Origin of the sequence: Halorubrum xinjiangense (assembly GCF_049604745.1) — an archaeon.
GTDB lineage: Archaea > Halobacteriota > Halobacteria > Halobacteriales > Haloferacaceae > Halorubrum > Halorubrum xinjiangense_A.
On the sequence record NZ_CP187139.1, the window covers coordinates 59,854 to 86,670 of the forward strand.

25 protein-coding genes and 1 pseudogene are annotated in these 26,817 nt (G+C 56.2%); 12 read left to right on the forward strand and 14 right to left on the reverse strand.

The genetic code is table 11. The features are described from left to right. Nucleotides 1-12 precede the first annotated feature (12 nt). Together ACOZ35_RS00280 and ACOZ35_RS00285 are read right to left on the reverse strand one after the other, a co-directional pair. Nucleotides 13-594, reverse strand: coding sequence for a helix-turn-helix transcriptional regulator (locus ACOZ35_RS00280; RefSeq protein WP_004048657.1), 582 nt, complete (start codon nt 592-594; stop codon nt 13-15). A 125-nt stretch (nt 595-719) separates the two neighbouring features. Continuing rightward, entirely contained in the window at nt 720-2,108 is a 1,389-nt protein-coding gene (locus ACOZ35_RS00285; protein ID WP_049986199.1) for a permease, read from the reverse strand. Between the two features lie 328 nt (nt 2,109-2,436). Between ACOZ35_RS00285 and ACOZ35_RS00290 the strand changes: the two genes are divergently transcribed. Next, nucleotides 2,437-3,903 carry an amidohydrolase family protein gene (locus ACOZ35_RS00290; RefSeq protein WP_050051507.1) on the forward strand — a complete coding sequence of 489 codons (1,467 nt, stop codon included), beginning with the start codon at nt 2,437-2,439 and terminating at the stop codon, nt 3,901-3,903. Between the two features lie 29 nt (nt 3,904-3,932). Here the strand turns inward: ACOZ35_RS00290 and ACOZ35_RS00295 are convergent, their stop codons facing one another. Then, nucleotides 3,933-4,457, reverse strand: coding sequence for an ArsR/SmtB family transcription factor (locus ACOZ35_RS00295; RefSeq protein ID WP_004048660.1), 525 nt, complete (start codon nt 4,455-4,457; stop codon nt 3,933-3,935). A gap of 201 nt (nt 4,458-4,658) precedes the next feature. Here ACOZ35_RS00295 and ACOZ35_RS00300 point away from each other — a divergent pair, with 201 nt between their 5' ends. Genes ACOZ35_RS00300 through ACOZ35_RS00310 form a run of 3 tightly spaced genes read left to right on the forward strand, consistent with a single transcriptional unit; the run spans nt 4,659 to nt 7,480 of the window. Next, nucleotides 4,659-4,874: a heavy-metal-associated domain-containing protein gene (locus ACOZ35_RS00300; protein ID WP_004048661.1), complete on the forward strand. Its 216-nt coding sequence runs from the start codon at nt 4,659-4,661 to the stop codon at nt 4,872-4,874. A 4-nt stretch (nt 4,875-4,878) separates the two neighbouring features. After that, the gene (locus ACOZ35_RS00305) at nt 4,879-6,798 is read left to right on the forward strand and encodes a heavy metal translocating P-type ATPase (RefSeq protein ID WP_006186939.1); all 1,920 of its coding nucleotides are present in this window, start codon (nt 4,879-4,881) and stop codon (nt 6,796-6,798) included. Between the two features lie 28 nt (nt 6,799-6,826). Continuing rightward, entirely contained in the window at nt 6,827-7,480 is a 654-nt protein-coding gene (locus ACOZ35_RS00310; protein WP_006186940.1) for a hypothetical protein, read from the forward strand. 35 nt (nt 7,481-7,515) lie between these two features. On the opposite strand, the pseudogene ACOZ35_RS00315 reads toward ACOZ35_RS00310, so the two are convergent. From ACOZ35_RS00315 to ACOZ35_RS00330, 4 genes and pseudogenes are all read right to left on the reverse strand, one after another. Beyond that, nucleotides 7,516-7,793, reverse strand: a pseudogene (locus ACOZ35_RS00315) (site-specific integrase); the annotation flags it as partial. 349 nt (nt 7,794-8,142) lie between these two features. Beyond that, on the reverse strand, nt 8,143-9,819 hold the full coding sequence (locus ACOZ35_RS00320; protein ID WP_424013269.1) for a transposase: 1,677 nt from the start codon (nt 9,817-9,819) through the stop codon (nt 8,143-8,145). A gap of 80 nt (nt 9,820-9,899) precedes the next feature. Continuing rightward, complete coding sequence (locus ACOZ35_RS00325) at nt 9,900-11,147, reverse strand: digeranylgeranylglycerophospholipid reductase (protein WP_424013270.1); 1,248 nt, start codon at nt 11,145-11,147, stop codon at nt 9,900-9,902. Between the two features lie 94 nt (nt 11,148-11,241). Continuing rightward, nucleotides 11,242-11,574 carry a DMT family transporter gene (locus ACOZ35_RS00330; protein WP_080505327.1) on the reverse strand — a complete coding sequence of 111 codons (333 nt, stop codon included), beginning with the start codon at nt 11,572-11,574 and terminating at the stop codon, nt 11,242-11,244. Between the two features lie 83 nt (nt 11,575-11,657). Here ACOZ35_RS00330 and ACOZ35_RS00335 point away from each other — a divergent pair, with 83 nt between their 5' ends. Beyond that, on the forward strand, nt 11,658-12,446 hold the full coding sequence (locus ACOZ35_RS00335) for a TrmB family transcriptional regulator (protein WP_424013271.1): 789 nt from the start codon (nt 11,658-11,660) through the stop codon (nt 12,444-12,446). 220 nt (nt 12,447-12,666) lie between these two features. Here ACOZ35_RS00335 and ACOZ35_RS00340 read toward each other — a convergent pair whose 3' ends face one another. Both ACOZ35_RS00340 and ACOZ35_RS00345 read right to left on the reverse strand, forming a co-directional pair. After that, complete coding sequence (locus ACOZ35_RS00340; RefSeq protein ID WP_121513335.1) at nt 12,667-13,152, reverse strand: hypothetical protein; 486 nt, start codon at nt 13,150-13,152, stop codon at nt 12,667-12,669. After that, complete coding sequence (locus ACOZ35_RS00345) at nt 13,145-14,017, reverse strand: ParA family protein (protein WP_128904668.1); 873 nt, start codon at nt 14,015-14,017, stop codon at nt 13,145-13,147. The genes ACOZ35_RS00340 and ACOZ35_RS00345 overlap by 8 nt, the downstream gene beginning before the upstream one ends. Nucleotides 14,018-14,510: 493 nt before the next feature. On the opposite strand from ACOZ35_RS00345, the gene ACOZ35_RS00350 reads away from it, so the two are divergent. Continuing rightward, a complete protein-coding gene (locus tag ACOZ35_RS00350) occupies nt 14,511-15,149 on the forward strand; it encodes a helix-turn-helix domain-containing protein (RefSeq protein WP_424013272.1) in 639 nt (212 codons plus the stop codon). 10 nt (nt 15,150-15,159) lie between these two features. Here the strand turns inward: ACOZ35_RS00350 and ACOZ35_RS00355 are convergent, their stop codons facing one another. The 5 genes from ACOZ35_RS00355 to ACOZ35_RS00375 all read right to left on the reverse strand — a co-directional run bounded on the left by ACOZ35_RS00355 (nt 15,160) and on the right by ACOZ35_RS00375 (nt 20,905). After that, on the reverse strand, nt 15,160-15,471 hold the full coding sequence (locus ACOZ35_RS00355) for a hypothetical protein (protein WP_135830617.1): 312 nt from the start codon (nt 15,469-15,471) through the stop codon (nt 15,160-15,162). A gap of 177 nt (nt 15,472-15,648) precedes the next feature. Then, nucleotides 15,649-17,181: an ATP-binding protein gene (locus tag ACOZ35_RS00360; protein WP_135830616.1), complete on the reverse strand. Its 1,533-nt coding sequence runs from the start codon at nt 17,179-17,181 to the stop codon at nt 15,649-15,651. Beyond that, the gene (locus ACOZ35_RS00365) at nt 17,174-18,433 is read right to left on the reverse strand and encodes a tRNA-guanine transglycosylase (RefSeq protein ID WP_135830615.1); all 1,260 of its coding nucleotides are present in this window, start codon (nt 18,431-18,433) and stop codon (nt 17,174-17,176) included. The genes ACOZ35_RS00360 and ACOZ35_RS00365 overlap by 8 nt, the downstream gene beginning before the upstream one ends. Next, the gene (locus ACOZ35_RS00370) at nt 18,426-18,830 is read right to left on the reverse strand and encodes a DUF6884 domain-containing protein (RefSeq protein WP_137711729.1); all 405 of its coding nucleotides are present in this window, start codon (nt 18,828-18,830) and stop codon (nt 18,426-18,428) included. The genes ACOZ35_RS00365 and ACOZ35_RS00370 overlap by 8 nt, the downstream gene beginning before the upstream one ends. A gap of 161 nt (nt 18,831-18,991) precedes the next feature. Continuing rightward, complete coding sequence (locus ACOZ35_RS00375; protein WP_424013273.1) at nt 18,992-20,905, reverse strand: tRNA-guanine transglycosylase; 1,914 nt, start codon at nt 20,903-20,905, stop codon at nt 18,992-18,994. 145 nt (nt 20,906-21,050) lie between these two features. On the opposite strand from ACOZ35_RS00375, the gene ACOZ35_RS00380 reads away from it, so the two are divergent. The 6 genes from ACOZ35_RS00380 (at nt 21,051) to ACOZ35_RS00405 (ending at nt 26,808) form a co-directional block, all read left to right on the forward strand. Then, nucleotides 21,051-21,518: a 6-pyruvoyl trahydropterin synthase family protein gene (locus ACOZ35_RS00380; RefSeq protein WP_135830613.1), complete on the forward strand. Its 468-nt coding sequence runs from the start codon at nt 21,051-21,053 to the stop codon at nt 21,516-21,518. Between the two features lie 4 nt (nt 21,519-21,522). Next, the gene (locus tag ACOZ35_RS00385) at nt 21,523-22,305 is read left to right on the forward strand and encodes a 7-carboxy-7-deazaguanine synthase QueE (RefSeq protein WP_137711779.1); all 783 of its coding nucleotides are present in this window, start codon (nt 21,523-21,525) and stop codon (nt 22,303-22,305) included. 8 nt (nt 22,306-22,313) lie between these two features. Then, nucleotides 22,314-23,024, forward strand: a complete 711-nt coding sequence (gene queC, locus ACOZ35_RS00390; protein WP_135830612.1) for a 7-cyano-7-deazaguanine synthase QueC — start codon at nt 22,314-22,316, stop codon at nt 23,022-23,024. 222 nt (nt 23,025-23,246) lie between these two features. Then, complete coding sequence (locus ACOZ35_RS00395) at nt 23,247-23,735, forward strand: hypothetical protein (protein ID WP_135830611.1); 489 nt, start codon at nt 23,247-23,249, stop codon at nt 23,733-23,735. A 30-nt stretch (nt 23,736-23,765) separates the two neighbouring features. Further along, on the forward strand, nt 23,766-24,014 hold the full coding sequence (locus tag ACOZ35_RS00400; RefSeq protein ID WP_158295131.1) for a HalOD1 output domain-containing protein: 249 nt from the start codon (nt 23,766-23,768) through the stop codon (nt 24,012-24,014). 28 nt (nt 24,015-24,042) lie between these two features. Then, nucleotides 24,043-26,808, forward strand: coding sequence for an alkaline phosphatase family protein (locus tag ACOZ35_RS00405; RefSeq protein ID WP_137711730.1), 2,766 nt, complete (start codon nt 24,043-24,045; stop codon nt 26,806-26,808). Nucleotides 26,809-26,817: the final 9 nt, after the last annotated feature.

The following is a 26,817-nucleotide window of genomic DNA, read 5'->3' on the forward strand; positions in this document are numbered from 1 at the left end:
TTTCTACGTCTGTTAGTTCTGCAGGTCATCACTCGGATACACGCGGTAGGTTCGACCCTGTCGTTCCCGATACAGCAGCCCGCGCTCCTCGAGTGAACTCACGGTCTGGCTCACTTTACTCTTTGAGAACTCAGATCGATCCCGAAGTTCGATCTGCGTGATTCCAGGCGAGTTCAGGACGGGTTCAAGGACGCGTCGTTCATCATCCGGTAAGAGATCGAGAACGCGCGCTTGCGGATCCGATTCAGGATTGATAGGCGTCGCCGGCGAGGCGTCATCGTCTATCGATGTAGGCGTTGCCTCCGATACCTGATCGGGGTCGATGTGATCCGCTGAGTCGGTTGTCGAATCGATGAGATTCCCTCGAACCACGTAATAGATGCCACCGATACTGCCTGCGACCAGAAGGGTTCCAACCACGTACCAGAGAGGATCTGGACCGTGAATCGCCCCCATAGACGAGTCCATCATCGGCCCCATCGACTGCTCGATAGCGCGACGCTGTTGATAGGCCCGCCAACTGAGTAGTCCGCCAGCCAAGAGGACGAACCCAAGGAGCACACCAACGACGGTATCCGCTGGACGTTGGTTCATATGACATCCCCTTGTTTCGATATCTGACTGCTCATACAATCAATTTTGGCGCGACAGGTGTGACAATTGCGGATTGAAGGTGCGATGATGAAGTGCTTCACAGCGGATGAACCACAGTACATCTATCAGTGATCGTGATCGTGGTTTGTTATCTGCGGGCTTTGATCAGCAAATTCCGTGGGCTCTTCCTCGAATGCCCGCTTACAGGTCTTCGAGCAAAAATAGTACGTCATCCCATCATTGGACGCACTCGGCCCCTCATCGTCGGTCCGCATGCCACACACCGGATCACGATACTGACCTGGTGCGCCGATTCCACGTCGGTAGACATACAGGAGGAACCCGGAGAGCGCGAAGGCGATAATATTGAGGTAGAACGTGTAGTTGAGCTCGAAGTACGTCTGTTCGGTCGCCGTCTCGCCACCGGCCAGATCTGGTACGATGCCGAGGGCGTCGAACAGCAACTCCATGAGGAAGCCAGTGAACGCCATCGTCACGAAGAAGACGCCAAGGATGTACAGCATGATCTTCCAGCCGTAGTACTTCCGGTAGACGTTCAGCACGGGCACGGTGATGAGGTCGGCGTAGACGAACGCGATGATCCCGGCGAAGCTGACGCCACCGCCCCACAGCGCGACGGCGAACGGGACGTTGCCCATACTGCCGACGAAACTGAGGACGGCGATGATGACGCCCATGACGGCGTTCTCGGCAGTCACGAGCAGGCCGTCGCCCTGAATGAACAGCGTGTTCCACACCCACTGCGGGACGAAGACGATGACGAACCCAGAAATAAGGAAGCCGGCGACGATGTCTTTCCAGATCATCGACCACTCCTTGCGGTACTGATTCCCGACCTTGTACCAGCCACCCCACGACAGCAACTCGTCACGCCACCCGCCGCTACTCGACGTCTCCTGGCGATAGGTCTCCATACAGCCCTCCGAGCAGAATTTGAGCGTCTCACCGCCGTCGGTCGTGAGCGTGTACTCGTCTTTCCCCTCCATCCCGCAGGTGGGATCTTCCGTGACGCCCGCCTGGCGGTCGCGCTCGTTGAGCTTCTCGCGGACTTCGTTAAACAGGTTTTCGGGAAGCGTAAGGTGGACGATGGCGGCCATGACGGCGATGAGAATCAGGCCGCCGAGCAGTTCCGCGACGAGGAACTCCCAGCCAAGCAGGATGAGAATCATCAGCCCTAGTTCGACGATGAGGTTCGTCGACGCGAACATGAACGCGAGGAAGTTCACCGCGTGCGCCCCCTTCTTGAACAGGCCCTTCCCGATGGCGACGGCGCCGAAGCTACAGCCACTGCTTGCTGCTCCGAACACAGTCGCCTTGGTAAGTCCAGTTAGATCGCCCTCACCCAGCACCTGTGCCATCCGCTCCTTCGAGACGTAGACCTGGACCAGACTCGTAATCGTGAGGCCCATGATGATCGCCCACGCCGCCGTCCAGAGAAATCCGACACCGATACGAAGGGATTCAAGAACTCCGTCGATTATCGTCGCCTGCATAGGTGTATCATTGTAGGGATCATCTATTGCGGTTTTGATTAGAATATACTGCCTATGAGGGTATCAGTACTATGGCATCGTAACCGTCGGCCATAGATGATCTATCGTAAAGAGGGGAAAACATTGCAAACCTCCACAAGCTCCACGGAATCCGACTTCAGATTCAAAAGGGGAATCTGATTAAATCACGCCGACGTATTAGAGGCTAATGGGACCAGTAGAGACCGATGATATCCCAAATGAGGGGAACACCACCTGGAAGAACAGCCTTCGCCGGCCTGCTCGGTTGTCCAGTACGGTAACTGTCACATCCACTTCCTAATTTACGATGGCTGTCGATCTGGCAATCCATGATGCACTCGTTCTCACAGCCGACGAGCGGAACCGCCTGTACGAGCGCGGCACAGTATGCATCACCGATGGCTGTATCGAAGAAGTCCGACCATCACGTGCAGGAGACGGAGAATTAGAAGCGTCCACCGTTATCGACGGGAACGGGAAACTGGTGATGCCGGGGTTGGTGAACGCCCACACGCACTTGGAGATGACACCGCTCATCGGTGCGTTTAGCGAACTCGAGCTGACGGAGATGCTTGGGAGTGGGACGGCCTTGTTTAACAGATTAGGGAACGGCGAATTCGAGTACCTCGTCGAGGCAGGCGTCGAGCTCGCAGCGCTCAATTTCCTCTTGGGCGGTGTCACGACCGTGAACTCGATGGACGCACGGCCTGCCGCAGGTGCAGAGGCGTTCGGGGAAGCAGGGCTCCGCGGATTTTTCGGCCCGGCGATCTCGGACCTCTTCTGGGACCAACCAGTCGATCAGCAGTTCTCCCGTGCTCGCGAGTTCGTCGAAACGTACCACGACACGTACGAGGGCCGAATCAGGGCGACGATCTGCCCGCACGACGACTGGTCGTGTACCAGGCAGCTGTGGGAACGGACCGCGTCCCTCGCCGCAGAGTACCCGGACCTGCTCGTCCACACGCACTTGCTCGAACTCGAGGAGAGTAACACGATGGCACGAGCGAACGGTGGCGAGGACTCGGTGGGATTGCTCGACGACGTTGGACTCCTGGACGACCGACTGGTCGCTGCTCACTTCCGCCTCGCCGACGAAGAGGACATCCAGCGAACCGCCGAGGCGGACGCGGCTGTTGCGCACTGCCCGTCCGTCTTCTGTTACTGGAATCCGGACGGGGAGACGCAGTGGACGCCCGTTCCCGAGCTTCGAGCCGCCGGCGTCGACGTCGGAGTAGGGATTGACGACCACTACTGGCACGACTCGTACAGCATGTTCGGTGAAGCGCGGCAAGCTCGGCTGGCGGCAAATCTCAAGCGTTCAGCCGGGCAGTTCGACTCGATGGAACTGATACGAATGCTCACTATTGAAGGCGCACGCGCGCTGGGGATGGGCGACGAGATCGGCAGTATTGAAGCGGGAAAGCGCGCGGATATTATCCTCCTCGACGTCGACAAACCGAAGTTCACGCCACGGACCAATATTCCTGCACAGGTCGTGAACAACGCGGTGCCGGCCGACGTCGAGACAGTGATCGTTGACGGCGACGTCGTCCTCCGGAATGGTGTGCCCGAGACAATGGACTCGGACGACGTGCGACAGCGAGTAAATCAGGCTGTCGAACGCTTCATGGACGAGACAGGCTGGGAGTTAGACATTGGTGGTAGTGAACCGCCGACCAGCATCGAGACTGTACGGGACCTCCCAAAGCGTGGCCCTGCGCGACTCCTGACTCGCCTCGCGATGCAATCCGCGCGTGATCGGTTCTCCTTCTAAGACCCTGCCAGCGTAGGGGTGGTTCCCCCTCAGGAATTTCTGTGGGCGCGAACGAACGCACGTCGCAGGACGGTCAGAAGAACGTACGTCTCGTACTTCTGGGTCTGGCAGTGCTCGCAGGGCTGCATATCCTCGACGATCTCCTCAATAGCGTCGTCGTACTCGTCGGTGAGCGTAGTGAGCGCGTCCGTGATCTGGGGCTGGGCAGCGTCGATCATCTCCTCGACGGCGGCGTCGGCCGAATCTGGTAGTGAGTACGAGAGGACGATCGTGTTCGCGTGGTAGTACTTCGTCGTCCCACCACGCCCCTCCTCGAAGCGAACGACGTCGACGAGGCCCGCATCCCGGAGCTCGTTGATGTGATGGCGGACCGTGTTCTCCGTCCGGTCGATGCCGCGATCGTCGAGGCGTTCGTGGACCTCGGTCGCAGTTAGGGCTTCCTCGGACAGAATGTCGAGGACCATCGCCCGCATCGGCTCGTCGATGGCGTCCGAAATCCGAGTGTCTCGCACCGCGATGTCGTCGAGACGGTGGTCGGTATCGGAATCACTCATACGAGAACTGAGCGCGAGCACGCGGGAAAAGGTAGCGGGGCAGGAGTCGGGTAGGTGTCTGTCGAGGTATCCAGTACAGGATGGACCCGCGATAGCGAAAGCCCTAGACGACCCGTTTGACTGTTCCAACGACCCGTATCCGAATTCAAACATATCATCTAAAAAATACTTATTGAGGTACGGGCACTATCTCAAACTGTAATGAGCGACACAACCCAATTCCGCGTCCTCGACTTCGACTGCCCGACCTGCGCGAGTACCGTCGAACGCGCCCTGTCGAACGTCGACGGCGTCCAGCACGTCGAAGTCCACTACGCGACCGGCCGCGTCGAGATCGAGTACGACGACAGCGTCACTGACCCCGACGCCTTCGCAGAGACCATCGAAAACCAGGGGTACACTCCCCAGCCCGCCTAACACTATGAACAAACAATCGATCACGCAGTACTACCGGAACCACCGGAAGGCCATCGTCACGGCGACGAGCGGCCTGCTGTACGGCGGTGGCTGGAGTCTCGGCTACCTCACGAGTTTCGAGATGGCAAGCGCCGCCATCCTCGTCCTCGCGACGGTCGTGGGTGGCTACGACATCGCCAAGACCGCTTACCACGAGGTCACCAACCGGACGCTCGGCATCAAGACGCTGGTGACGCTGGCCGCCATCGGTGCTATCGTCATCGGGGAGTACTGGGAAGCCGCCGCCGTCGTCTTCCTGTTCAGCCTTGGCAGCTACCTCGAAGGCCGGACGATGCGGAAGACCCGGACGGCACTTCAGGAGCTACTGGAGATGACGCCCGACACGGCGACCGTCCGTCGCGACGGGACACTCCAAGAGGTCTCCGCCCGCGATGTCGAAGAGGGCGAAGTCGTCGTCGTAAAGCCGGGCGGGAAGATCCCGGTCGACGGAACCGTCGTCGACGGCGAGAGCGCAGTCAACCAGGCGCCGGTCACCGGCGAGAGCGCGCCCGTCCACAAGGCCGACAGCGACGAGGTGTACGCCGGGACGGTCAACCAGGAGGGCGCGCTAGAAATCCGGACGACGGGAGCGGGATCGGATACGACTCTCGAACGGATCATCCGTCGCGTCGAGGAGGCCCAGGAGGCTCAGTCGCCCACGGAGAGTCTCATCGACCGGTTCGCGAAGTACTACACGCCGGCCGTCATTGCCCTGGCTATCGGCGCGTACGCGGTCACGCAGAACGCGATCCTGTCGCTGACGCTGCTGGTCATCGGCTGTCCGGGCGCGCTGGTCATCGGGCCACCGGTCAGCATCGTCTCGGCCATCGGTAACGCCGCCCGGTCGGGCGTGCTGATGAAGGGCGGCGAACACCTCGAACGCGCCGGCAAGATCGATCTCGTCGCCTTCGACAAGACGGGGACGCTCACGAAGGGCGAGACCACCGTCTCCGACATCGAGGGGTTCGGCGTCGCCGCCGCCGACGTCCTCTCGCTCGCAGCGACCGCCGAGAAGAAGAGCGAACACCACCTCGCGGACGCCATCGTCGACATGGCCCGCGAACGCCAGACGGCTGCGACGGACGGTGGAGCGACGGTCGCCCAAGCGGACGATACGGACGTGGGGCGCAGGTCGGTCCCCGATCCCGACGACTTCGACGTGGTCGCCGGCAAGGGCGTCATCGCCCATGCCGATGGCCAGGAAGTCGTCGTCGGCAACCGCGCGCTGCTGGACGACCGCGACGTCGATGTCCCCGATCGGGTCGCCGACTACGTCCGCGAGCGTGAGGGGCGCGGCGAGACAGTCGTCCACGTCGTTCGGGACGGGGACATCATCGGCGCGATTGCGATGCGGGACGAGCTCCGGGAGGCCGCTCCTGGGGTCGTCGCGGCGCTCCAAGACGCTGGCATCGAGACGGTGATGCTCACCGGCGACAACGATCGGACGGCCGCTGCCGTTGCCGAGGAGGTCGGTATCGACGAGTACCGTGCCGAACTCCTCCCCGAGGACAAGCAGTCCGTCATCGAGGGCTACCAGGCCGACGGCCACGTCGTCGCGATGGTCGGCGACGGCATCAACGACGCGCCATCGCTGGCCACTGCCGATGTCGGCATCGCGATGGGTGCTGCGGGAACGGACACCGCTATCGAAACGGCTGACATGGCGTTGATGGCCGACGACCTCGAACGCATCCCGTACGCGGTCAAACTCAGCAAGGCGACGCGCTGGAACGTCCTCGAGAACGTCGGGATCGCGGTGCTGACCGTGACCGTCCTCCTCGCGGGCGTGCTCACCAGCTACGTCACCCTCGCGTCGGGAATGCTGGTCCACGAGGCCAGCGTCCTCCTCGTCATCCTCAACGGGATGCGACTGCTCCGCTACTGACCACGAGACACGATCACAACCACAACTCATGACATCGAATTCGACTGCGACTGACACGACCCAGACGAGAACCAATTGGCAGGTCGACTACGACGTCGAGCCGATCGAAATCCGCGACCCCGTCGCGGAGGCCCTCGACGTCCTCGAACCGGGCGAGCCGTTCGTCATCGCTTATAGAGACGCGGTGAAAGAGGCAGGACACTCCTGTCCGACTGCCTCGGGCGCCTACCGGATCGTCCAGCTCGGGCTCGACGCCCTGTATCCCGACGACTATCCAGTCCGGAGCGAAATCGAGGTCCAGACGGCCGGCCCGCAGGAGGATGCTGCGTACGGCGTGATGAGCCGTATCATCTCGTACGTGACTGGCGCGACCGGCGATGACGGATTCAGCGGGCTCGCCGGCGGCTATGGCGGCCGCCGCGACCTCCTGTGCTTCGACGGGTTCGACCCGGACACGGCGGACCCGACGTTCCGGTTCCGGCGAACCGACACGGACGAGACCGTCGAAGTGGCCTACCACGTCAGCGACGTTCCTAGCGGTGGACCCGCAATCGGGAACCTCCAGAGGATTCTCGACGGATCGGCAAGCGACCAGCAACGGGAGGCCTTCGCTGACGCTTGGCACCGCCGCGTGCAGGCTGTTCTCAGAGACGCCACCCTATTCTCCGTCGAAGGGGTATGAACGCGGCGGTGTACCCCTCACACTCGTAATGAGAGTTACCGCGATATACTGTTGGGCTCCTTGGGTACCTTGGTAGCGCCATCACCTAACTCGCCGACATCGATATGAGAGTACCCCACGCAAACCATCCCCTCAGAGTTGTCCAAGTATCGAGCTACAACCGCCAACCCAAATACTCAAACAAGAATCTCGCCCATCCCGCGTCAACTGCCATATGGAGCAAGGTAATCGTGTTTCCAATGGTCGATATCGATCTCCACAGCCTCTGAAGTCGTTGGAGAACCGACCGTGACCCATCAGTCATAATCTGCGGCAACGTCTACGGACACATCTATGCCGTTGTATGAGTCGTCGGAGCGCCCTGTCGGTGCCGTCGATATTGACGGGGTACAAGAGGTCAACTATGATTTATTTCCAGTTCATTTCGAACTGATTCGAAGGCACGCATCAAATCTATCCTCCGAGGTTGTGGGAAGTTGAGACTACAGCGGGTATAGCGGGCCTGTGATGCGTTGTTTCGGCCGATTCAGTGATCGGAAGCCGACTCAGATTTCTCTCCAGACGGGCGGTTCTGTTGAACTTCCAACCATATACGCGAATTTCGGCGACTTTCGACAGCGTAGCCACTCAGACGCCCCGCTATTGCGGAGAGAGTCTCGTTACTATCCGATTCCGGTTTCCTTCTTCACCAGCGTTAGCGTATTGTCGGCTGTTACAATCGGTGAATGCTCGTATTCACCGGTCAACTGTACCTGTACCAATAGATCGACCGCTCGCCAGATCGAGTACAGGAGACAGGCGAACGCGAAGTAGAAGAATCGGAGGCTAAAATTCTTCGAGGTCGTCGCGCCCATGAACCGTTTGATCGACTTGTAGCCACTCTCGATCTCCCACCGGTAGCCATACTCCGAGAGAAGGCCACTCTTCCGATTTGTCATGAACACCGAGTACTGCCGATGATCAGTGTGCGCGGAGTTCTCTTTCCGTCGGTAGATTAGCGTCGTCGAGTGCCACTCGTTGTCGCCGACATGTAGCTTCCGGTCGGTCTCATACCGATCCTTGTCGCGCTTGAGAAGGCGCTTGGCTTGGGCCTTCTCGCTGGTCTGCATCCGCTTCGGGACGACGTAGGAGAGCCCACGTAGACTCAGCATCTCCAGGATATGCTGGCTGTCGAACTCACGGTCCATCAGTACGTTATCGACATGAACAGCTGCCTCTGCCGAATCCAAGAGGTCCTCGACGATCTCCTTGCGTGTGTCCCCTTTCCGGACTGGGCGCGCATCTAAGACGATTGGGACGGCATTCCCGACCAGCTGGACCGTGGCCCACTGGTAGGCGTACTCGTCGGTGTTCTCTTTCGTGCCGATAATCTCATCTTCGTGGCCATCTCGGTCACCAGTAAAGGGGTCTGATTCAGTGATATCGATGGCAACGATGCCAGCCCGGTAGAACGCCTCCGTCTCTGCGACTCGATCCAAGAGGCGACTCACGGCGTGGCGGTACATCTCGCGTATCTGCTCAATTGAGAGGTCGCGGAGATGCTCGCGATGGGCGTGGCCGAGCGGTGTCCGCTCCCGATTGGACTCGTGAATGAAACTGCGAGCCCCCTCATTGACGGCGAGGTTTTCTCGAAGCCCCAGGTAGGTTTGGAGGTCCCAGTAGGCATTCTCGTGGATCTCACAACCCTCGCCACGGTCCAGTGAGAACGCTGGGAAGGCAACGCGACTCACCTGCTCAGTAACGGTCTCGGCCTGCTCTAATACAGTCTGATCATCGGGGTCCGATTCTTCATTCTCATCATGGTGTCTGCGGCTCTGCCGTTCTGGTTCTCGTGGAACAGAGACACCCGCATTTTGGGCTTTGATGAGGATTGTTCGCGCTGCCGTCTCGACGGTGTCTTGGAGTTCGGCCGTGAACCGGTGATGCCAGCTACGCCATAGGGTTGACTGATCGGGGGCCGACTCCAGGCCAAGTTGATCACAGAGATCGGGATGCTTGGTGAGGTATTCGACGAGCGCGGTTTCGTGGTCCCAGTCGTAGAGTTCTTTTAACAGGAATAGGCGAAACAGAGTCTCAATCTCGTAGCTCGTCGAGCCTGCGTATCGGTCGTGGGCATCGAACTGGACGTATGCAAGCGGTAATGTGTGGACGAATGGTTCAACGCCCTCGTGTTCGTCTTGCTGGAACCACGTTTTTGCGACGACGCGGACATCCGACTCCAGTGCGGGAAGCGACGAGCGATCGAACAGCGGGCTAGACCCATACGTTGGCCAATCGACATAGGAACAATGAGCGATTTGGCGAAAGACTGTTCGACGCGACTCGGGGGTCATAGCCATGTAGGTACTGATAGCAAAACGTCCAAGACCAGTTGATCAAGATCGGATAGAAGTTGGATTCATCAGCGGAAGTGTTGTGGTTAGTTGGAGTAAGAGACACTCCCAAATTGTGTTTCTCGCCAGTATTTCCAGAGGTAGGATAGATCACTGGGATACAACAGTTTTACAATTTCCTGCTTGCTCCCATCGTTAATATCTGAAAGGGTATCTCGAGAGAGCTTGTTCAGATCTTGCATGAGTCGGTCGTACCGTTCGTTTGGTGCAAGGTATAGCAACCTCGTCATCATCAATCGACGGTCTTGTCTGGGGGCAACTTGCTCGTTCCATAGGTCGTCGTAGACTCCCATCTCCTCAGCAGAGGTGTTTTTCGTCCTCGTCAGACAGCGGTCGGCTGTCATTGCAGCTGCTCGAGCTGATTTCATACACTTGTAGATTCCCTCTCCCCAGACAGGATCAACCGATGGGACAGTATCACCGATCGCCATAAACGAATCAGTACTCATCGATCCGGGGGGCTGTACATGTGCTGATCCCCGAACTGGACTCTCTGCGATTTGTCTAGCGTTCTCGAACCGTGGGTCAGTATCAAGCCAATGTTCGAGATACCCGTCGACGGTGCGATCGTGAATGGCGTTTTCTTGATAGCGTTCATTCTGGATGTAACAGATACCGACTTTTGCTGTGTCGTCACCCGTATGGAAGATCCACGAATAACCTCCAGGGGCGTACTCGTGGTCCAACCGCAACATCATCGCGTCAGTGAGATCAGCAAACTCGGGATGATTGAGATTGACGCCTTCGAATAAGTATTCAATACCAATCGCGTGGTTCTCCCGCTCAAGATTGGCTATCCCCAGATCTTTAGCCAGTGGCGCAGCCGGACCCGTAGCATCAATAACGATTTCGCCAAAGACCTCCTGGTCACGGTTATAACGGACACCAACGAGATCACCATCTTCGACGATCGGGTCACGAACACGAGCATCAAACCGATACTCAGCACCCTTGTGACGACCATCCTCGACAAGGAACTTCTTGAACGCCTCAAAGTCCAAGACAAAGCCCGGCTGGTCCTGGATAAAGTGTTCATTTGGAGATTCAATAACTACTGATTCAGTCGCGTGCATAACGACATCGTCCGGGATGCCGAAGGAGGTCATCATTGACGCAAACGTTCCGCCGGTAGATTTGTTACTTTGAGCTGGGAATTCATCTTCTGCTTCGGTTTCTAGGACGACAACATCGTACCCACGGTCAGCTAGATCTCGTGCACACTGCGCCCCCGCTGGACCTGCCCCAGCGATGATCACATCATACCTGTTTGACATCGTTGGAGAACAACTACTCAAGAGCGGACGAACAAGATGTTGGAACACAGTGCCACTTTTCGGTTGTTTCTACACAGGCCCGGTGCCCACCATCTTAGTGGGCAGACATCTGTGACACCACGTTGACGAAGTAGACGCCACTGATAATGAGGCCAATTCCGAGAAGGCCTGCCAGATCAACTGGTTCATCAAAAACAACGGCCCCGATACCTGCCACACCGACAATACCCAATGCTGCCCATGTCCCATAGACGACACCCATCGGTAATTCCTCTAACGTCAGGGATAGTAGATAGAACGCTGCCCCATATCCGAGGACAACCCCAATACTGGGAACCGGTTGTGAAAATCCATCGGAGAGTTTGAGGGCAGTCGTCCCGAATAATTCGGAGAGTATTGCACCAGCGAGCAGTACGTACGGATGCATATCGTTAGGTCTCGAAGCCCCCGATATACGACTACTGAAACAAAACAGCACTTACAATTTGTTTGGAGGCACAATGACAAAGCATGACGGAATTGGGCGAGCTTGGACTCTCAAGTTACGAGGAGAAGGCCTATCGAACTCTTCTCGTAACAGGAGCTGTGACGGCAGCTGAACTCTCTGATACTAGTGGGGTTCCAAAAGGCCGTATCTACGACGTACTAAACGGTCTTGAAGCTCGCAAGCTGATCTGGAGACAGTCAAGCGATCCAAATCAGTACGTCGCCGTACAGCCAGAAACCGTCGTCGATAGGCTTCTGGCTGAACGAGCGTATGAACTGAAACAAGAGTGGGATCGTTACCGCGAGAAAGCAGAAACAGTTCGTTCGAACCTTTTGCCGACACCACCAACAGAGAGTAGTTTCTGGCTTGGATCGCTCGGGAGTGACGAAATGAGTACAGCACTCCAGCAGCATATGCGAACCGCGGAGAGCGTTGTCAAAGCAGCCGTCGGGCCTCCCTACGAGGATGCGACGTGGGAGACACTCCAATCTGAAGTGGAAGGCTTTTTCAAGGGTGCTAATACGGATTTGTCTGTCGACCTCCTCTTCAGTGAAAAAGCAGTTACCGTACTCCCCGACCGATTCCCACATCTAATTGAAAACCAGCCCGCAGACATAACTGTCAGAACGACTCCTGAGATTGCGCTTTCGTTTGATATCGTGGACAATGTGGAGACAACGATCGATGTGCTACATCCAGTATCTGGTGAAGACAGGATCGGTGTGATCGGGATCAAAGATTCGCAAGTAGTCTCCGAGTTTGAGCAGTACTTCCAACGACTGTGGACCGATGCTGTTCCCCTCCTTGAGTGAGACAGTGATGATGGGAGGAAGACGTGATGTGATGTAATTGACTCAAACCGATATTGCCTCTGTGCATTGAGAAGGCCAGTCTCAACTCCACCGCGACCGCCGTTCGGACCCGGTTCTGAGAATAATCGCAAGACTGCAAGCAGATAGCTTGCTACACAATCTGCATAATGTACAATGCGCACAAAATTTGAATGGTGAGGAAAATCAGCCAAATCCAATGTTAGTCGTTCGTAGCTTGCTCGCTCAGCATCTCAACAACTTCCTGAACACGTTCCTCATCGGCTTCGATACCACGCTCCCGGAGGATCTGGAGGGCAACCTCATCACCGTGGTCCGCAATTACCCGGAGACACGCATCTTGAAACTCTCTTCCCTCAAACTCGGGAACATCAAACATAGAACACGCAGCAGTTACCGATGATCGCATCCGGGTGACGCCATCCCACGTGTCCTCCCGGACATAGAAGCCGTGCATATCGGTCTCATCAAAGGAGAAGGCCGGTCCACCGGTGGATTCGTCCACATCCTCCTCATCCTGCTCAGGAATGGACTCAGTCTCCGACTCTGTGTCCTCAGTAGTTATCTCTTCATCCGGTTGCGGTTCATCCTGGGCGTCAGTACGTTCGTCGTCATCCGATTCGGCTCCTTCCTCCGTTTGTTTGAGCTGTTCAGCGACGTCCCCGAAACGGTCGTCCTCATTAGGCATGGCTGTGTTCCTCCACGAGGTCCGCTAAGTGATCGAAATTCGGGATCTGGTCGCAATCTTCGTCGAACTCCGAGACCGGCATTCCTTGCTTGAACGCGCGAGAAATCGCGGTCCGTTCGCGAATCCCTGGCTTCGGAATACTATCGATGGTGCGTTCCGAATCATCGAGGGCATCGAAGATCTCCGGGTCCACACGAGCGTACTCGGGGACGAATGAACCGAACTCCCGGTTGAGATTTTCAACGAGAGTCCGATGCTCGTTGCGTTGTCCCATTGTTTCGCGAATCATATTCGGAGTGACTGCGAGGATATCCAACCCGATATTCTGCCGGATTGGGGAGATCTGGCGTTCAATCATCTTATTGAGGCCGTTGATCGAGCCAGCACGCGGGATTAGCGGGATTATGACGCGCTGGACGGCGATGAGGGCATTGTCGGAGAGTTTCCCACGGCCGCCTGCGGCATCAATTATCACGTAGTCGTATCCGTTTTGAATGAGCGGATCGACGACGTTCCGTCGAAGCTTCACGTCTGCGAACCGTTCGTCCTTCAGCCTCGTCTCGACGTTCTCGAGCTCGTTACTCGACGGGAGTAGGTGAACGCCGAAGTCCGTCTCGATAAGCAGGTCTTCGGGGTCCTCACCATCGATAAGGGCGTCACCGAGGTTCGCATCTCGGTCGTACGCATCGTCGTATCCCAACTGGGTCGTCATGTGCCCGTCCTTATCCAGATCCAATAGTACCGTCTCATGGCCACGAGCAGCGAGTCGATCAGCGATGTTGAGCGCGATCGTGGATTTCCCTACCCCTCCCTTGAGCAACGAGACAGCTGCTCCGGGGAGCCCTTCAAACTCGTCAGCACTCATAGCTCAGCACCCCGTAAGAAGCGGATTTTGTACATTTTGTAGGTAATGTACATTGGGTAGATGTTGAAGGTTGCGCGAGTTTTGTCGATAATGTACGTTTTGCACTGGTCATACGCGGTCAATGATGCTCGTCCATCTTAATTCTGTGCCAGACAGATTGCGTACGCCATCTACACAATCTACATTTTGTACATTACGTAGATTGTTGGCACAATCTCAATTGGCATAATCACCGTCGACCCTACGCAATCTACATAATTTAGATAATCAGCATTTCATACGCATTCATCACAATCTTTGCCACCCACACGAACCAATTGAAGAAGCCCAATTTACATTATCTACATTATCCACATTATGCAGATTGGCTATGAGATCTACATTCTTCAGTCATTCAATGGGAGAGTCCCGAGTGATAGAACTCAGACAGAGCCGTTCTACCCCGTCTTCTAGTAAGACCTTTAGCTGTTACCGGATTATTGGTAACTACCAGATGTATGAGGTTCTCGACGACACGGCGGCACAGACTATCCTCGCCATCGAGAGTGGTGACTCCATCCGCCGTGTCGCCCAACACCTCCACACGCCCTACGAGACAGTGAGACAGGCCGTCAATCGGCTGGAAGAGGCAGGCTACGTTTCCTATGATGACGGCCTCACTGTAGTCGACGAGCGCGTACGCGATGCAGCGCTCGAGCTCGTCGCTGCCAGCGCTGGCGTCAGTCCACCCTCCATCGAGGAAACATACGTCATCCCACAGTTCAGTGACTGGCCGTTCGCGTTCACGCGGATCGACGCCGTCTACGTGTGGACTCAGGGCGGCTACCAGGTCGGTCGCGAGCCCAACGACTATCCACTGTTCCTGGCTGTTCGTGAGCAGGACGTCGACGCCTGGGAGGGGTTCTTCGAGTCCTTCGACCTCCCGACCGCATTCGAACGACAGCCCCGAGACGAGCTTAGCGGACCGCTACAAATGGTCCTCGAGCCACGCGCGTCACTCGATATCGAGCACGTCGAAGGGTACCCGGTGATACCGAGAGCAGAGACGGTCGAGTATATGCGCGAAAACTACGCCCAGTTTCAGTCGGCGCTGGCGATCCTTGACCGGATGTACGAGGACCTCAAGCTCTAGTGAGGAGAGGTTAGAAGTCTAAAGGGATTTCCTCACTATCATCCGAAAGAAAGAGAAGATCGAATGCAGGATGCTTGTAGAGTATCTCGCGGCAGTCACGGCAACGTGTGTATAGGGATCGGTCAGCATCCCAAAAATCAGAACGCATCACGACAGCAGTATCACGTGAGCCGTAATGTCCGCCAGATGCTGAAAAATGGTTGAACTCAAGCCCTCCACACTCCGGACAGGGATCATTCATATTTTCCCAGTCATCCCGCTTGACGCCGGAAATTGTCTGTTCGTTCCCATCCTGATCGATAACTTGTATCGAGAGTCTCATTAGAACTCGCCTCCGCCCATAGCGAGGCGAAATAAAATGACCGTTTCAAGCCACTCTGGAATTATTTTGGTGGAAGAAGATGTCTCTCCAAATGTTTCAAGGACAATCGTATAATCGAATTAAGAGGTAATTAGCTTCCGTGGATTGACCATCTCTTAAAATAACGATATGATCGGACTACGTAACCTTGCCGTTTAATTCGAGAATAGAAATGGACTCCGAGTCTCCATCACCGTACTTGATCTCGTTATTCTGAAAGTCAAAGCGGATTGATTCGCCCATATATGAGGAACGTTCAATTCTGGTGAGCGCGTCGAGGTCCCCAAGCTTCCAGCAGACGAATCGGTCGATGTTAGTTAGCGGTGTCTCGTCTTCAAAGAAGTCGCTAAGTTTCACTTGTAATGATGCATTGTCGAACCCGTCGTCGGTAGCGAGGATCGCATTGACCTCATCGTCCATCTGGAAGTCCGCGATTTGGATGTTTTCAGGCGCACCATTGGCGCTGTACCGTTCTAATGCGGCGATGACCTCAGCCGGGTTTGACGGCGATAGCCCTTCCTGCTCCTCTGTGCGTTCTAACCGTTCTTGGAGCGAACTTTCCTGTGACCGGATACTGCGTTTCTTGTCCTCGACCTTGCGGCGTTCGATGTAGTTACGGTACCACGACTCCTGGCACACCTTGGTCATGTACCGGTCCAACTCATCCGTGATGGCTTGGTAGACGTCCCCGGATTTGTTCCGGATCTTCTCCCGATTGGCGGAGAGCTCCAGATCCTGACAGTTGGCAATAAAGAAGAAGTGGAAGAACTCGTTGTCCGCACCGATAGCGTCATTATACCGTTCAACCTTGATGTGGTCTTTCGCCAGCCAAATACCGAACTGGGCGGAGTGCTTCCCGTAGGTCGGCAGCTTATTCCGGGCTTCCTTCCCACCGACCATCCCGACAACCTCGATTGTCAATTCACAGCCGTCATCGAGTGTGACGGTCAGCTCCCGTGGCGGGTAGTGCTTGCACATCTCTTCCGCGACGAACTCGCCGTCCGGATCCAGATTTTCGGCAGGGAATTTCAACCGGTTATCGGTCTTGATCGGGTCCCGGGTATCGTCGATCGAGGGTGAGAGCTCGACGGTAATCTCCATCTCGTGGAAGTCGTCGTTGAAGTACCAGGCCGTCGACCCACCGATTGTCTTCCACTTGATGTAATGCTCAATCTTGTTGTATGTGAGCTGCTGTGGGTCAAAGCCCTGGCCAGCCCGGAAGCCGTGGACCTCGATCCGTGTGCGTGACGGCTCCTCGACGTCCGTCGTGTCGACCGAGTACGTGGGGAGTTCGCGGTTGTTCAGTTTCGCCCACGGCTGGTCCATCACCGATTCGATCCGCGTCCCGTCCTTGACGGTCTCGACGCGTATCTTGTCGCTCTTGTAGTAGATCTTGGTGCCGTGACCCTTGTACCCGATGGCGTCGTCCTTGTTCGAGTTCCCCAGGTCGAAGAACGACGACAGGTCGTCTTCGTCCATCCCGTGGCCGTCGTCTTTGATGACCAATGTATTCCGTCCCTCGTCATCCTGCTCGATCTTGATGTCGACCTGCGTCGCGTCTGCGTCATAGGAATTCGATAGTGCTTCTCTGATGACCTCCAACGGGTCTTCGAAGTCGCTTGCTATTTCGATGAACTCGTTGACCTCGTTGACTTGTGGTGTCTTATGCATAGGTTGTGTCTGTATTCTCGAAGTACGGGTTCATCCGTTCGTTGATCAGCTGGTAGACGAACTTGCGGAAACCCTTCTGGTCCTTCACAGCCTCTTCAAGGTATTCAGCGACCTTTTCTTCGTCTCCTTCAGCGATTAACTGGCGGAACTCCCGGAGCTCCCGTTGCTGAACTGCCAAGTTGTGCGCCGCCACTGAACCGAGAATGTCCTTCTGGTACAGGTCGTCCATCTCGTTCCGCATCCGTGCCCGGTGGAAATCGTCGTTACAGATGCGGCAATCACAGGCATCGAAGTCTGCCTCGTCAACCGGGACCGTCTCGAACAGGTTGACGCAGTACTTCCCGTTGATCGCTTGGTGTAGGTAGGAGGCAGAATCGAAGGTATCGGCCCCTACAGCAACGAGTAGCGGCATTGCGTTTCCTGAGATTCCTAATACGTGTAGAGGAAGATTGTCATACCCTCGCTGTTGCATCTCCCTCTTACAGTCGGATACTGCTTCGACGAGAACCTCAACGTTGTCTTTCCGCGGGACGAGGCTACCCAAAGCAATCCCATCGAACACTTCGGGGATTGGTTCTGCGAGTTCGTCTTCGATGAGGTCGAAGGATCGTTCGAGCATCGCTTCATAATAGCCGTGTACCGTGAGATAGCAGGCCCCGTCAACCTCATCACGGCGTTCTGCGAACCGGGCAGCGTTGGCAGCTGTCTGCTCCATCTTTTCGATCCGCTCTTCGAATTCGTCATCAGGATGGATCGGGTGATCAAGGTTGACCACGATGTCTGGTCCTAGAGCCAGCTGTATATCCAGCGCCTTGTCCTGGTCAATGTCCTTCTCAAAGTCCTGGCCTTCTAGGCCACCCTGCTTCAGGATTTTGTAGCCGCCGGAGTCAGCGAAGATCATCCCGTCATAGTCGCTGAAACAGTCCCACTCGCGGATCTCGTTATCCAGATACCAGTTCAGTTTCTTTTCTCGAATACCGTAATCGGCGAGGGAGGATATCGACGTCATCACACCCCGGAAGAGGTCGCTGTAGTCTTCACCACCGGTGACTTCGTTGTCATGAGCGAGGAATTCCTTGACTGTACGGTGGACGCCGCCACCGAATAGAGCGCCTTCGTTGCCGCCGCCGTAGAAGTTGATGACGGGGAACAGGTGTGGCGTCTCCAGAGTGCGGTCGTTGATCTGGAGCTGGCCACGTCGTGCCTCGCCAGCCTCAGCAACGATATCAAACGACACCATATTATCAGTCACCGTGCACCGGAATGGATCGGCTGCTGGATACTAGGTGTTTCAGCCGCTTGCCTTTCATCCCGATACCACAACCCTCGATATAACCGACCGGAACATCGACAGCAGACTCAAGTCCGTCGACAGCCGGGAGATAGTCCTTCCCCAGGTTGACCCATACCTTCTCGTAGCCCTCCTTGGCCACCTTGTCCGCGATAGCCTCGATGACGGCATCGTTCAGTTCCTTGGCTCGTTCTGTGTCCATCCGTTGATCATAATACCTAATTTCGTCGTCAGGTTCGACGACACCATGTTTTGCTGATATAATTATGATGTCAAGTCCGGGTTGGAACCGGCCCGCGCGCACTGCTTTCTTGATGATCCTGAAGAAGTATCCATCGTACAAATCGAGTGCCTGCACCGGCTTTTCGACGTCTTGCTTGGTTGCTGAGCATGACTGAATGAGTAGAGACGACATACTTGTCCTTGATCAAGGGAGCAGACCGAGACCTAATCAAACTATCGACTGAGTAGAGATTCGCCCCGGCGGTCTCCAGCGGTTCAACGCGTTCCCGACACACGCTACCCGTCGATACTGTCAAAATACCCGACGAGTTCGTTGATGTTTTCGCCGCGGAAATGCTCGGTCAGTTGGAGGGCTCGCGGGTCAGACGGGTATATCTCACCGCGACCATACCGGGTGAATGCCTCGTTGATAGCACGGCGATATGCTTTGCTCGTCGTATAGGCCAAGATGTGGTCGAACTGTTCACCGAATCGGTCCAGGTACTGGGCGAGCCGGTTCGCAACGAGTTCGACTTGGTCGTCGTCCGCAGTTGTGAGAACATACTCGTAACTCATCACCGGGTCCGCCTCCTCGAACTCCTCTGGCACAGGGCCGTACAGCCCTGAGACGGATATCTTGTGGAACCGGTCCCGGTGTTCCTCAAGCGGAGAGAGTACCGCCTGCTGTGTCCGAGAATCGGAGTAGGGTTTCTCCTGGCTGCACGGCAGAATCAGCAGGACATCTGCCTTGCTTGGCGGCTGGTAACCGTTTTGCTGGAGGATGTTGAAATCGTTGGGACCGTGCTTCAACGAGATGGTCCGTTTCTCCCGTGTCGTGTCTTCAACACCTTCGACGAAGCCAGAGAGCTTGGTCTGGAACGTTTCGGCGTCCGGGCCCGCAACGAGTTCCTCGTAGCCATTATCGGCCAACTGTTCGCGGAGCTCCGGGTTGTGAAGCTGCGCTCGCTTCAACCCCTTCTCGACGATGTTCTTTCCCTGAGCGAACTCCGCCACGAGTTCAAGCAGTTCGTCGTCTTCGATGGCAGCCCGTACCTCCTGCATCTGGCGGCTGTACAACTCGAAGTTGTGGTGCGCTATCTGTGCGTAATACTCGCTCTTGTAGTGCTTCCCGTGTTCGCCTTCGATACGTTTGTAGCTGACATCGGACTCCAATAAAGCGTGGCGCATATCGTCGAAGTAGATGTCCTGACACGCCTGACAATCACAGTCCTCCTCGTCCCAGTCGCTCAACTTGGTCCGCTGCCACGTCTCCGGATGGATGAAGCTCTTGTTGCGAGCTGCTTTCAGGTAGTTCGAGGAGTCGAACGTATCGACACCGAGAAGGGAGAGCAGGGGACAGAGCCGGCCGCTGATTCCGAAGACGTGGAGCGCAATATCGTCGTACCGTTCCTCAGGTATCGCATCCCTTGCACCTTGGACGATGTCAACGAGGACATCCGGCGAGTTGCTGAGCGGGACTAGTGATCCAAGCGCAAAGCCCTCGAACGCTTCATCAAGTTCCTCAGCCCGGTCCAGAAATTTGCTTACGTACCAATTGACGTCCTCGTAGCTGTGGCCGTGAATCGCTACGTAAACGGACGGTGTTTTTTCGACACCCCACTCCTCAAGCTTCTCGTCGTCATTGAGCAGCTGTAGACATTCGACTGCGTTGTCGATGCTCCGCTCCATTCGCTCGGTGGCTTCCTCCTTGTTTAGGTTCTGGGGAATCGGGAAGTCTAATGTGGCGACGATGTCCGCGCCATAATCCAGCTGTAGCTTCAGGATGCTCTCTGGGTTCGTGTAGATACCCCAGTCGTTCTCGCTCCCACCCTCTTCCGGCGGCTGTCCGAACGTCGTTGAGTTCATCAGCTTGAACCCGCCGGAGTCGACAAACAATGGCTGCGTGAACCCTGGCTCGGCATCACTCTCCTCAAAGTGCTGCTTCAACGGCTTCTTCCGCCACTCCGCCAGGTTGTCCGGGGTAAGGTTGTAATCCAAGAAGGTCATCGTCTGGAACATGAGTCCCTGGACGGTGTCACTCTGGAAGAGGTGGCGACGCGTGTACCGCCAGATGCCGCCTGATTCTGGTGTGGTCCCTCCGATAAGGTTCGCAACAGGGAGAAGCGCAGGTGTCTGAATTTGGCCGACGGGCGTCTCTATCTCGCCTCGCCGACCGTACCTGGCCTTTGTAAGAGTACTGAATGCAGACATCAAATAACCTGTGTAGTACCTCTATGCGACACCTCAATTAACCTCTCGCTCCAGAGACCATCAAAAATACAACCAAATCGAAGATGGCCTTCGGTCCTTTCGGTGAGTGACCCAAGCTTAAGTATGCCCCAAGTAATACCTCGATATGCCTCAACGCGCACTAGACGAACCAACTATCTCCTCACAGGATCTTACAGAGACAGAACGGACCCTCCATGTCGGACGTGATCGGCCAATACGGATCAGCGCAGGCCACCGAATTCTGCACCACGACGGCAAGTGTAGCCGTCCCCACGGCCATAACTACGCGATCAGTGTCGCGGTGACCGGTACCCTGACCGAGGAAGGATGGGTCGTCGACAAAGGAGATATTACTGAAGTATTATCTAACTGGGATCACCGGTTCCTCGTTGAACGGGGCGACCCATTGATCGAGGCATTCGAGGGCAGCCGCGACGGCGACGCCGTCGTCGTCCTTGACCAGCCACCGACAGCTGAAGTCATGGGACTCGTCCTCGAACGGCGATTGGAGGATGCGTTACCGGAATCGGTCAGTGACATCGTAGTTGAGGTCCGGGAGACCGGTGAGCTTGCTGCTGGAGAGCGGTTATAGACCGATGCCAGTTAGCTCGGACACCGCAACGGTCAATGACGAAGCAGAAGAGACGGAAGCCGAAGAGGGATTGCCGGTAAACGAGTTGTTCTACTCGCTACAGGGAGAGGGCAAACTCGCCGGGATGCCGAGCGTTTTCGTCCGAACCAGCGGGTGTAACCTCCGGTGTTGGTTCTGTGACTCGTACCATACTAGCTGGGAACCGACCCATGCTTGGCTCGACATCGGCACTATCATCGACCGTGTCACCGACTACGACGAAGCTGAGCACGTCGTCGTCACCGGTGGCGAACCGTTGCTCCATCAGGAGACGGCCGAGTTACTGGACCGGCTCAGTGCTGCCGGCCTCCACACGACCGTCGAGACGAACGGCACAATCTACCGCGATACCGCGATTGACCTTGCAAGTATCAGTCCGAAGCTGGCGAACAGTACCCCAACCGCAGGGAAGGATCCACAGGGCGACGGTGAGTGGGCTGACCGACATGAGAACCGCCGGATTGACATCGACGTGCTGTGCCAGCTCGTCGAAACTTACGAGTTCCAGCTGAAGTTCGTTGTCACTGGCCGTGACGACATGGCGGAAATCAACCAACTGGTCAAGCGACTGCGGGACGCTGCTGCGACGACGATTAGGGATTCGGACGTGTTGTTGATGCCGGAAGGAGCGACGCGGGAGCGGTTGGCGGAGACGCGTGAACTGACTGCTAAAGTGGCGATGGAGCACGGATATCAGTATACGCCGCGGCTCCACGTCGACCTCTGGAACGACGCACCAGAGACCTAACCAGAACGATGACTGACCATACAGACGACGAAGGCAGTGCTGTTGTGCTTGTATCGGGCGGTATGGATAGTGCGACCGCAGCGTTCGAGGCGAAAAACAGAGGGTACGACCTGTACTTCCTCCACACTACCTACGGCCAAGAGACAGCGGACAAAGAGTCGGAGTGCGCCCAGCAGCTGGCCGACTGCATGGATGTAACGGACTTCCTCCATATCGAGACCGACCACCTTGCCCGGATTGGAGCCTCCAGTCTCACCGACGATAGCATTGACGTCGAGGAGGTGGATCTCGACAGCGACGAGATACCGTCCAGCTACGTTCCGTTTCGCAATGCGAACCTGCTGTCGATGGCAACGTCGTACGCTGAGGCCAACGACTGCGAGGCGATCTTCATCGGTGCGCACAGTGAGGACTATTCCGGCTACCCGGACTGTCGACCGGAGTTCTTCGACGCATTCCACCAGGTCATTGAAGTTGGAACGAAACCGGCGACCACGATTGAGTTGGTCGCGCCGTTCGTCGACTGGAGCAAGACCAAGATTGCGGAGCGTGGCCTCGATCTGGATGTGCCATACGAGTTGACGTGGAGCTGTTACCGGGAGGAAGCTCCGGCTTGCGGTACCTGTGACGCCTGTGCTTACCGGCTCAAAGCATTCCAGGAAGCTGGTGTCGAGGACCCAATCAAGTATGCCGAGCGACCGGTCTACAGCGAGTCGTAACTGTCGGTTAGTTTTGGTGAACTTGCCGGTTTAGACGGCTTCGAGCACGCCGTAGCCCGGGTTCTTGTACAGGACTTCGTCGCAATCCTTGCAAACGATGGTGCCTAAAGGTGTGCGCAGAGGAGCCCCAACGGATCTAAGGGATGTTGAGCTGACTTTGGCAAGTCATGAGACTATTAAATATGGTCTGTCTAGCTCATGCTATAGAGGGTCCAAGCACTCATGCCTCTTCCAGTTGATCTGCTTGTTTCTATCGCAACACCGCTCTCCGTTCTGGTGTTAGCCTATCAGCTGTGGCAACGCAAGAAACAGTTCAGTACGGAATTTGAAGATCACCTCACTGACCAATACCGGGACGTCATCTACGAGATCCCGGTTGATGCCTTACTCAGTGAATCCGATCCTGACGGCTACGAGGGCGAACTCAAGGATTATTACCGATATATCGATCTCTCAAACGAGCAAGTGTTCCTACGGCAGGAAGGACGCGTCAGTAAGTCAACGTGGGAAAACTGGCGAGCAGGCATCGAAACGAATCTTAGTCGTCCTGACTTCGCGGAGGCATGGGATGAGATCAAAGAACAGGCACCGGATAGCTTTAAAGAGCTCCGGAAATTGGAGGACTCAGACAAGCCTGATGACCCCCGATACTGGGAACACCCTTGGCGCGCTCGAATTGAAGACTATTGGTATGCCCTTTGGGAATTCTGACAAAATTAGCCAGACCAACTGATCGATGTTGTGGATTCAGATGCACTTGACGAGCTGATCGCAGGCAAGGAAACGGAAGGATACATCCAATTCGAATTCTCTAGGTGTCTCGTTACTGTTGAGAGTGATGGATCAGACACCGTTGAAATAGCCGTCGACACTAACCAGAAACCGATCTATGTCACAGCGGCGTGGATGTCCCCGTCAAAAAAGGTTCTCGCTCTTTTCAGTGAAGCCAGCGGGTTGCCAGCTTCGAACGAGTCACGTTGGAAGCATTAAGTGGGGTGGTTGCGAACGTCCCAGATAGATGAAAACGGAGCTGGAACAAAATCTCGAGGATTCCTTCGATTTTACCTCGTTCGAGCGGCTTACCGCCACCAGCGAGGCAATTACAAGCAAGAAAGGAAAGCTTCTCTACGTGCCGACCGATATCCCTGTCCCGTTCGACAAACGAGTCCTCAACGCGATCGTGGACAGCGACGAGGTCCGGGTCCTCCCCATGCCGGTTGACGAGTGGGAGTTCCGGGAAACGGTCTATACCGGGATCGAGTACCTCGTCGAGCAGGACGGAGAGGCGACAGTCGTCTTCTTCTGTCCCCGGTCACTTGTCGACAACTACCTGGATATTCCCGGCACCGAGTTCGTCAACTTCGAACGCGTCGAGCTCGAAGACCCGACCCGGACGATCCATGATGCCTTCGAACGTGGCGCGGGCGCAGAACCACGCCCAAGCACCATCGACGACCTTGCCGAATACACGCTCCGTGTCTTCACTGCTGCCGCGACCGGAACAGAGCTGGCACCGACACAGATCCAGACAAGTACTGATGAGCAACTCGACGACTTCTACATTCCCTACGATAACCTGACAGCAGTCCCAACACCCATCCGCGAGTTCTTCCTCAACGGCATCGGCATACCAAACACAGACCTCTTCGACAGGCTCGACACAACAGCACAACAGAACGTCTATATCACACAGCTGCTCGCAGCCTACGGTGACCGCTTCGCCAAAAACGAGCCGAAATACGGGGTCGCAGCAGAGATCCAACAACTCGACCCCGATATCCAGCATCTGTTTCGCCGTCTCGTCGTGAAATGGCTTGCCCAGCGACGCCTGTTCACCGCAACACTGCCCGAGCTCGCTGACATGGAACTGGACCGACCCACCATCGACACCATCCAGGACGCCTACCAGCGCATCACGGAAGATGGCAGTACGCTCAATATTCAGGAGCCGGCAGTAGCTGCCGAAACCCTGACAAAGCACTTCGGTATTCTGTTCGACAACATCGACGAAACCGACTTTGCTGACCTTGTCAACACAGCTCGTGATCAGCTCTCCAGCGACAGTCAGCAGATCGAGGACTACAGCTCGGACCAAGCAGTCCAAACCGTCGACAAAGTCGATACCCTGCTTGATCACCTTGCCGAAGTCGCCCTCATCAAGCATCCTCGCTTCGTCAACGCCGCATTTCCCGAAGAACGCTGGTCATCGATCCTCCAACAGTTCGTCCGGGTCGCCTTCGACAACGACCGCGACGACCTCCTCACCTCCCGTTACCTGACCGTCCTCAATCAGGCTCGGAAGCAGGAACGGCGTGAACGTGAATTCGAAGACCAAGCGGAGACCGTCAGAGAACTTGACGTCAACCTCGCCACCCTGCCCACCTTCCTGGAGCAGTGGACCTCCTACCTTGTGGACACACGGGAAGACAACGATGTCTCACCCCTGCTGCGGCAGGAACTGATCGACAAATACGACGAGTTCTGCTCCGAAGTCGTCACCCAGTACCGAGACATTGTCACCGACGACGACTGGCTCCATCTCTCCGACCTGCTCTCACCGCAACACGACGACGGCGTTACGATCACCGTCATCATCGACAGCTTTGGCTACACCGACTACCTCTTGCTCAACCAGTTCGGTTTCTTCGACCCCGAACCCGACGAGATCGATCTCGTCTTCTCAAACATCCCCTCCTACACTCCATCTGCTATTTCAACCATCTTCACCGGACTACCCGCGGAAGAAACAGGGATCTACAGCTGGGAACCCCGCCACGACAACCGCATCTACAATCTCAAACACCGCAACCCGGACACCGACTACGGATTCATCGACCAGCAGACGGAGAACAGCTTCCACCTCATCCAGCGACCACAGCTCAACGAGTCCGGCATCACCCGTGTAGCCGACGAAATCGCTGACATCAGACTCAGTTCAGACACCACGATCGAAACCGACCATCTTGACGCAGTCCGTGAAGGGTTCGTTGACGAACTCGAAGCAACGTTGGACGAACGCCGTCGTGTCCTCGAAGGCGATGAGTTCGATCCCTCACCGGAAGCCCGAGAGGCACAGAAATCAAATATCGTGCTCTACCTCGAAGACTTCGACCAATACCTGCATGAAACACTCGCCTTCGCCGAGTTCGAGAACTACTACCGGACACTCGGCACCTTCCTTACGGACCTCCTCGCAGACATTCAGGACACGGTTGACACGGCAATCGACGAGACTGCCGAGATCAACATCACCTCCGACCACGGGAAACTCACCCGGTACGAAATGGAGATGATCCTAGACGAACACCCTGAATATGAATTCACCCAACAGATGCTCACGGACTCCATCACGCTTGACCAAGCCTACGAAGTGAACTTTCGAAACGCAGAGTTCACGAATCGCAGCGACAACCACTACCTGACAGTCGCCACCGACGACACCGACCCACCGGTCGACCAGGTCCGTGACATGCTAACCGAAGAGGACGCCGCCGATGTCAGCGACGAGGAACTACGGGCGATCATCGACAAGGTCGACTACCTGCAGTCCGGCTCAAAGTTCGCCTTCGGCAGCACCAACGACGAGGACCCGGTAACGGACCTCAACCAGTTCGACAGTATCGACAGCTACCAGCCACGCGGGGACGGCATCTTCACACTACCAGACGTCGGCCTCGTCTCCCGGTACGACATCAAGAACCGGAGCGGCCACGACCACGGCTATCACGGCGGCACCTCGCTTAGCGAAATGGCTGCCCTGCGCCTCACCTTCCAAGGAGCGTGATCTCACACC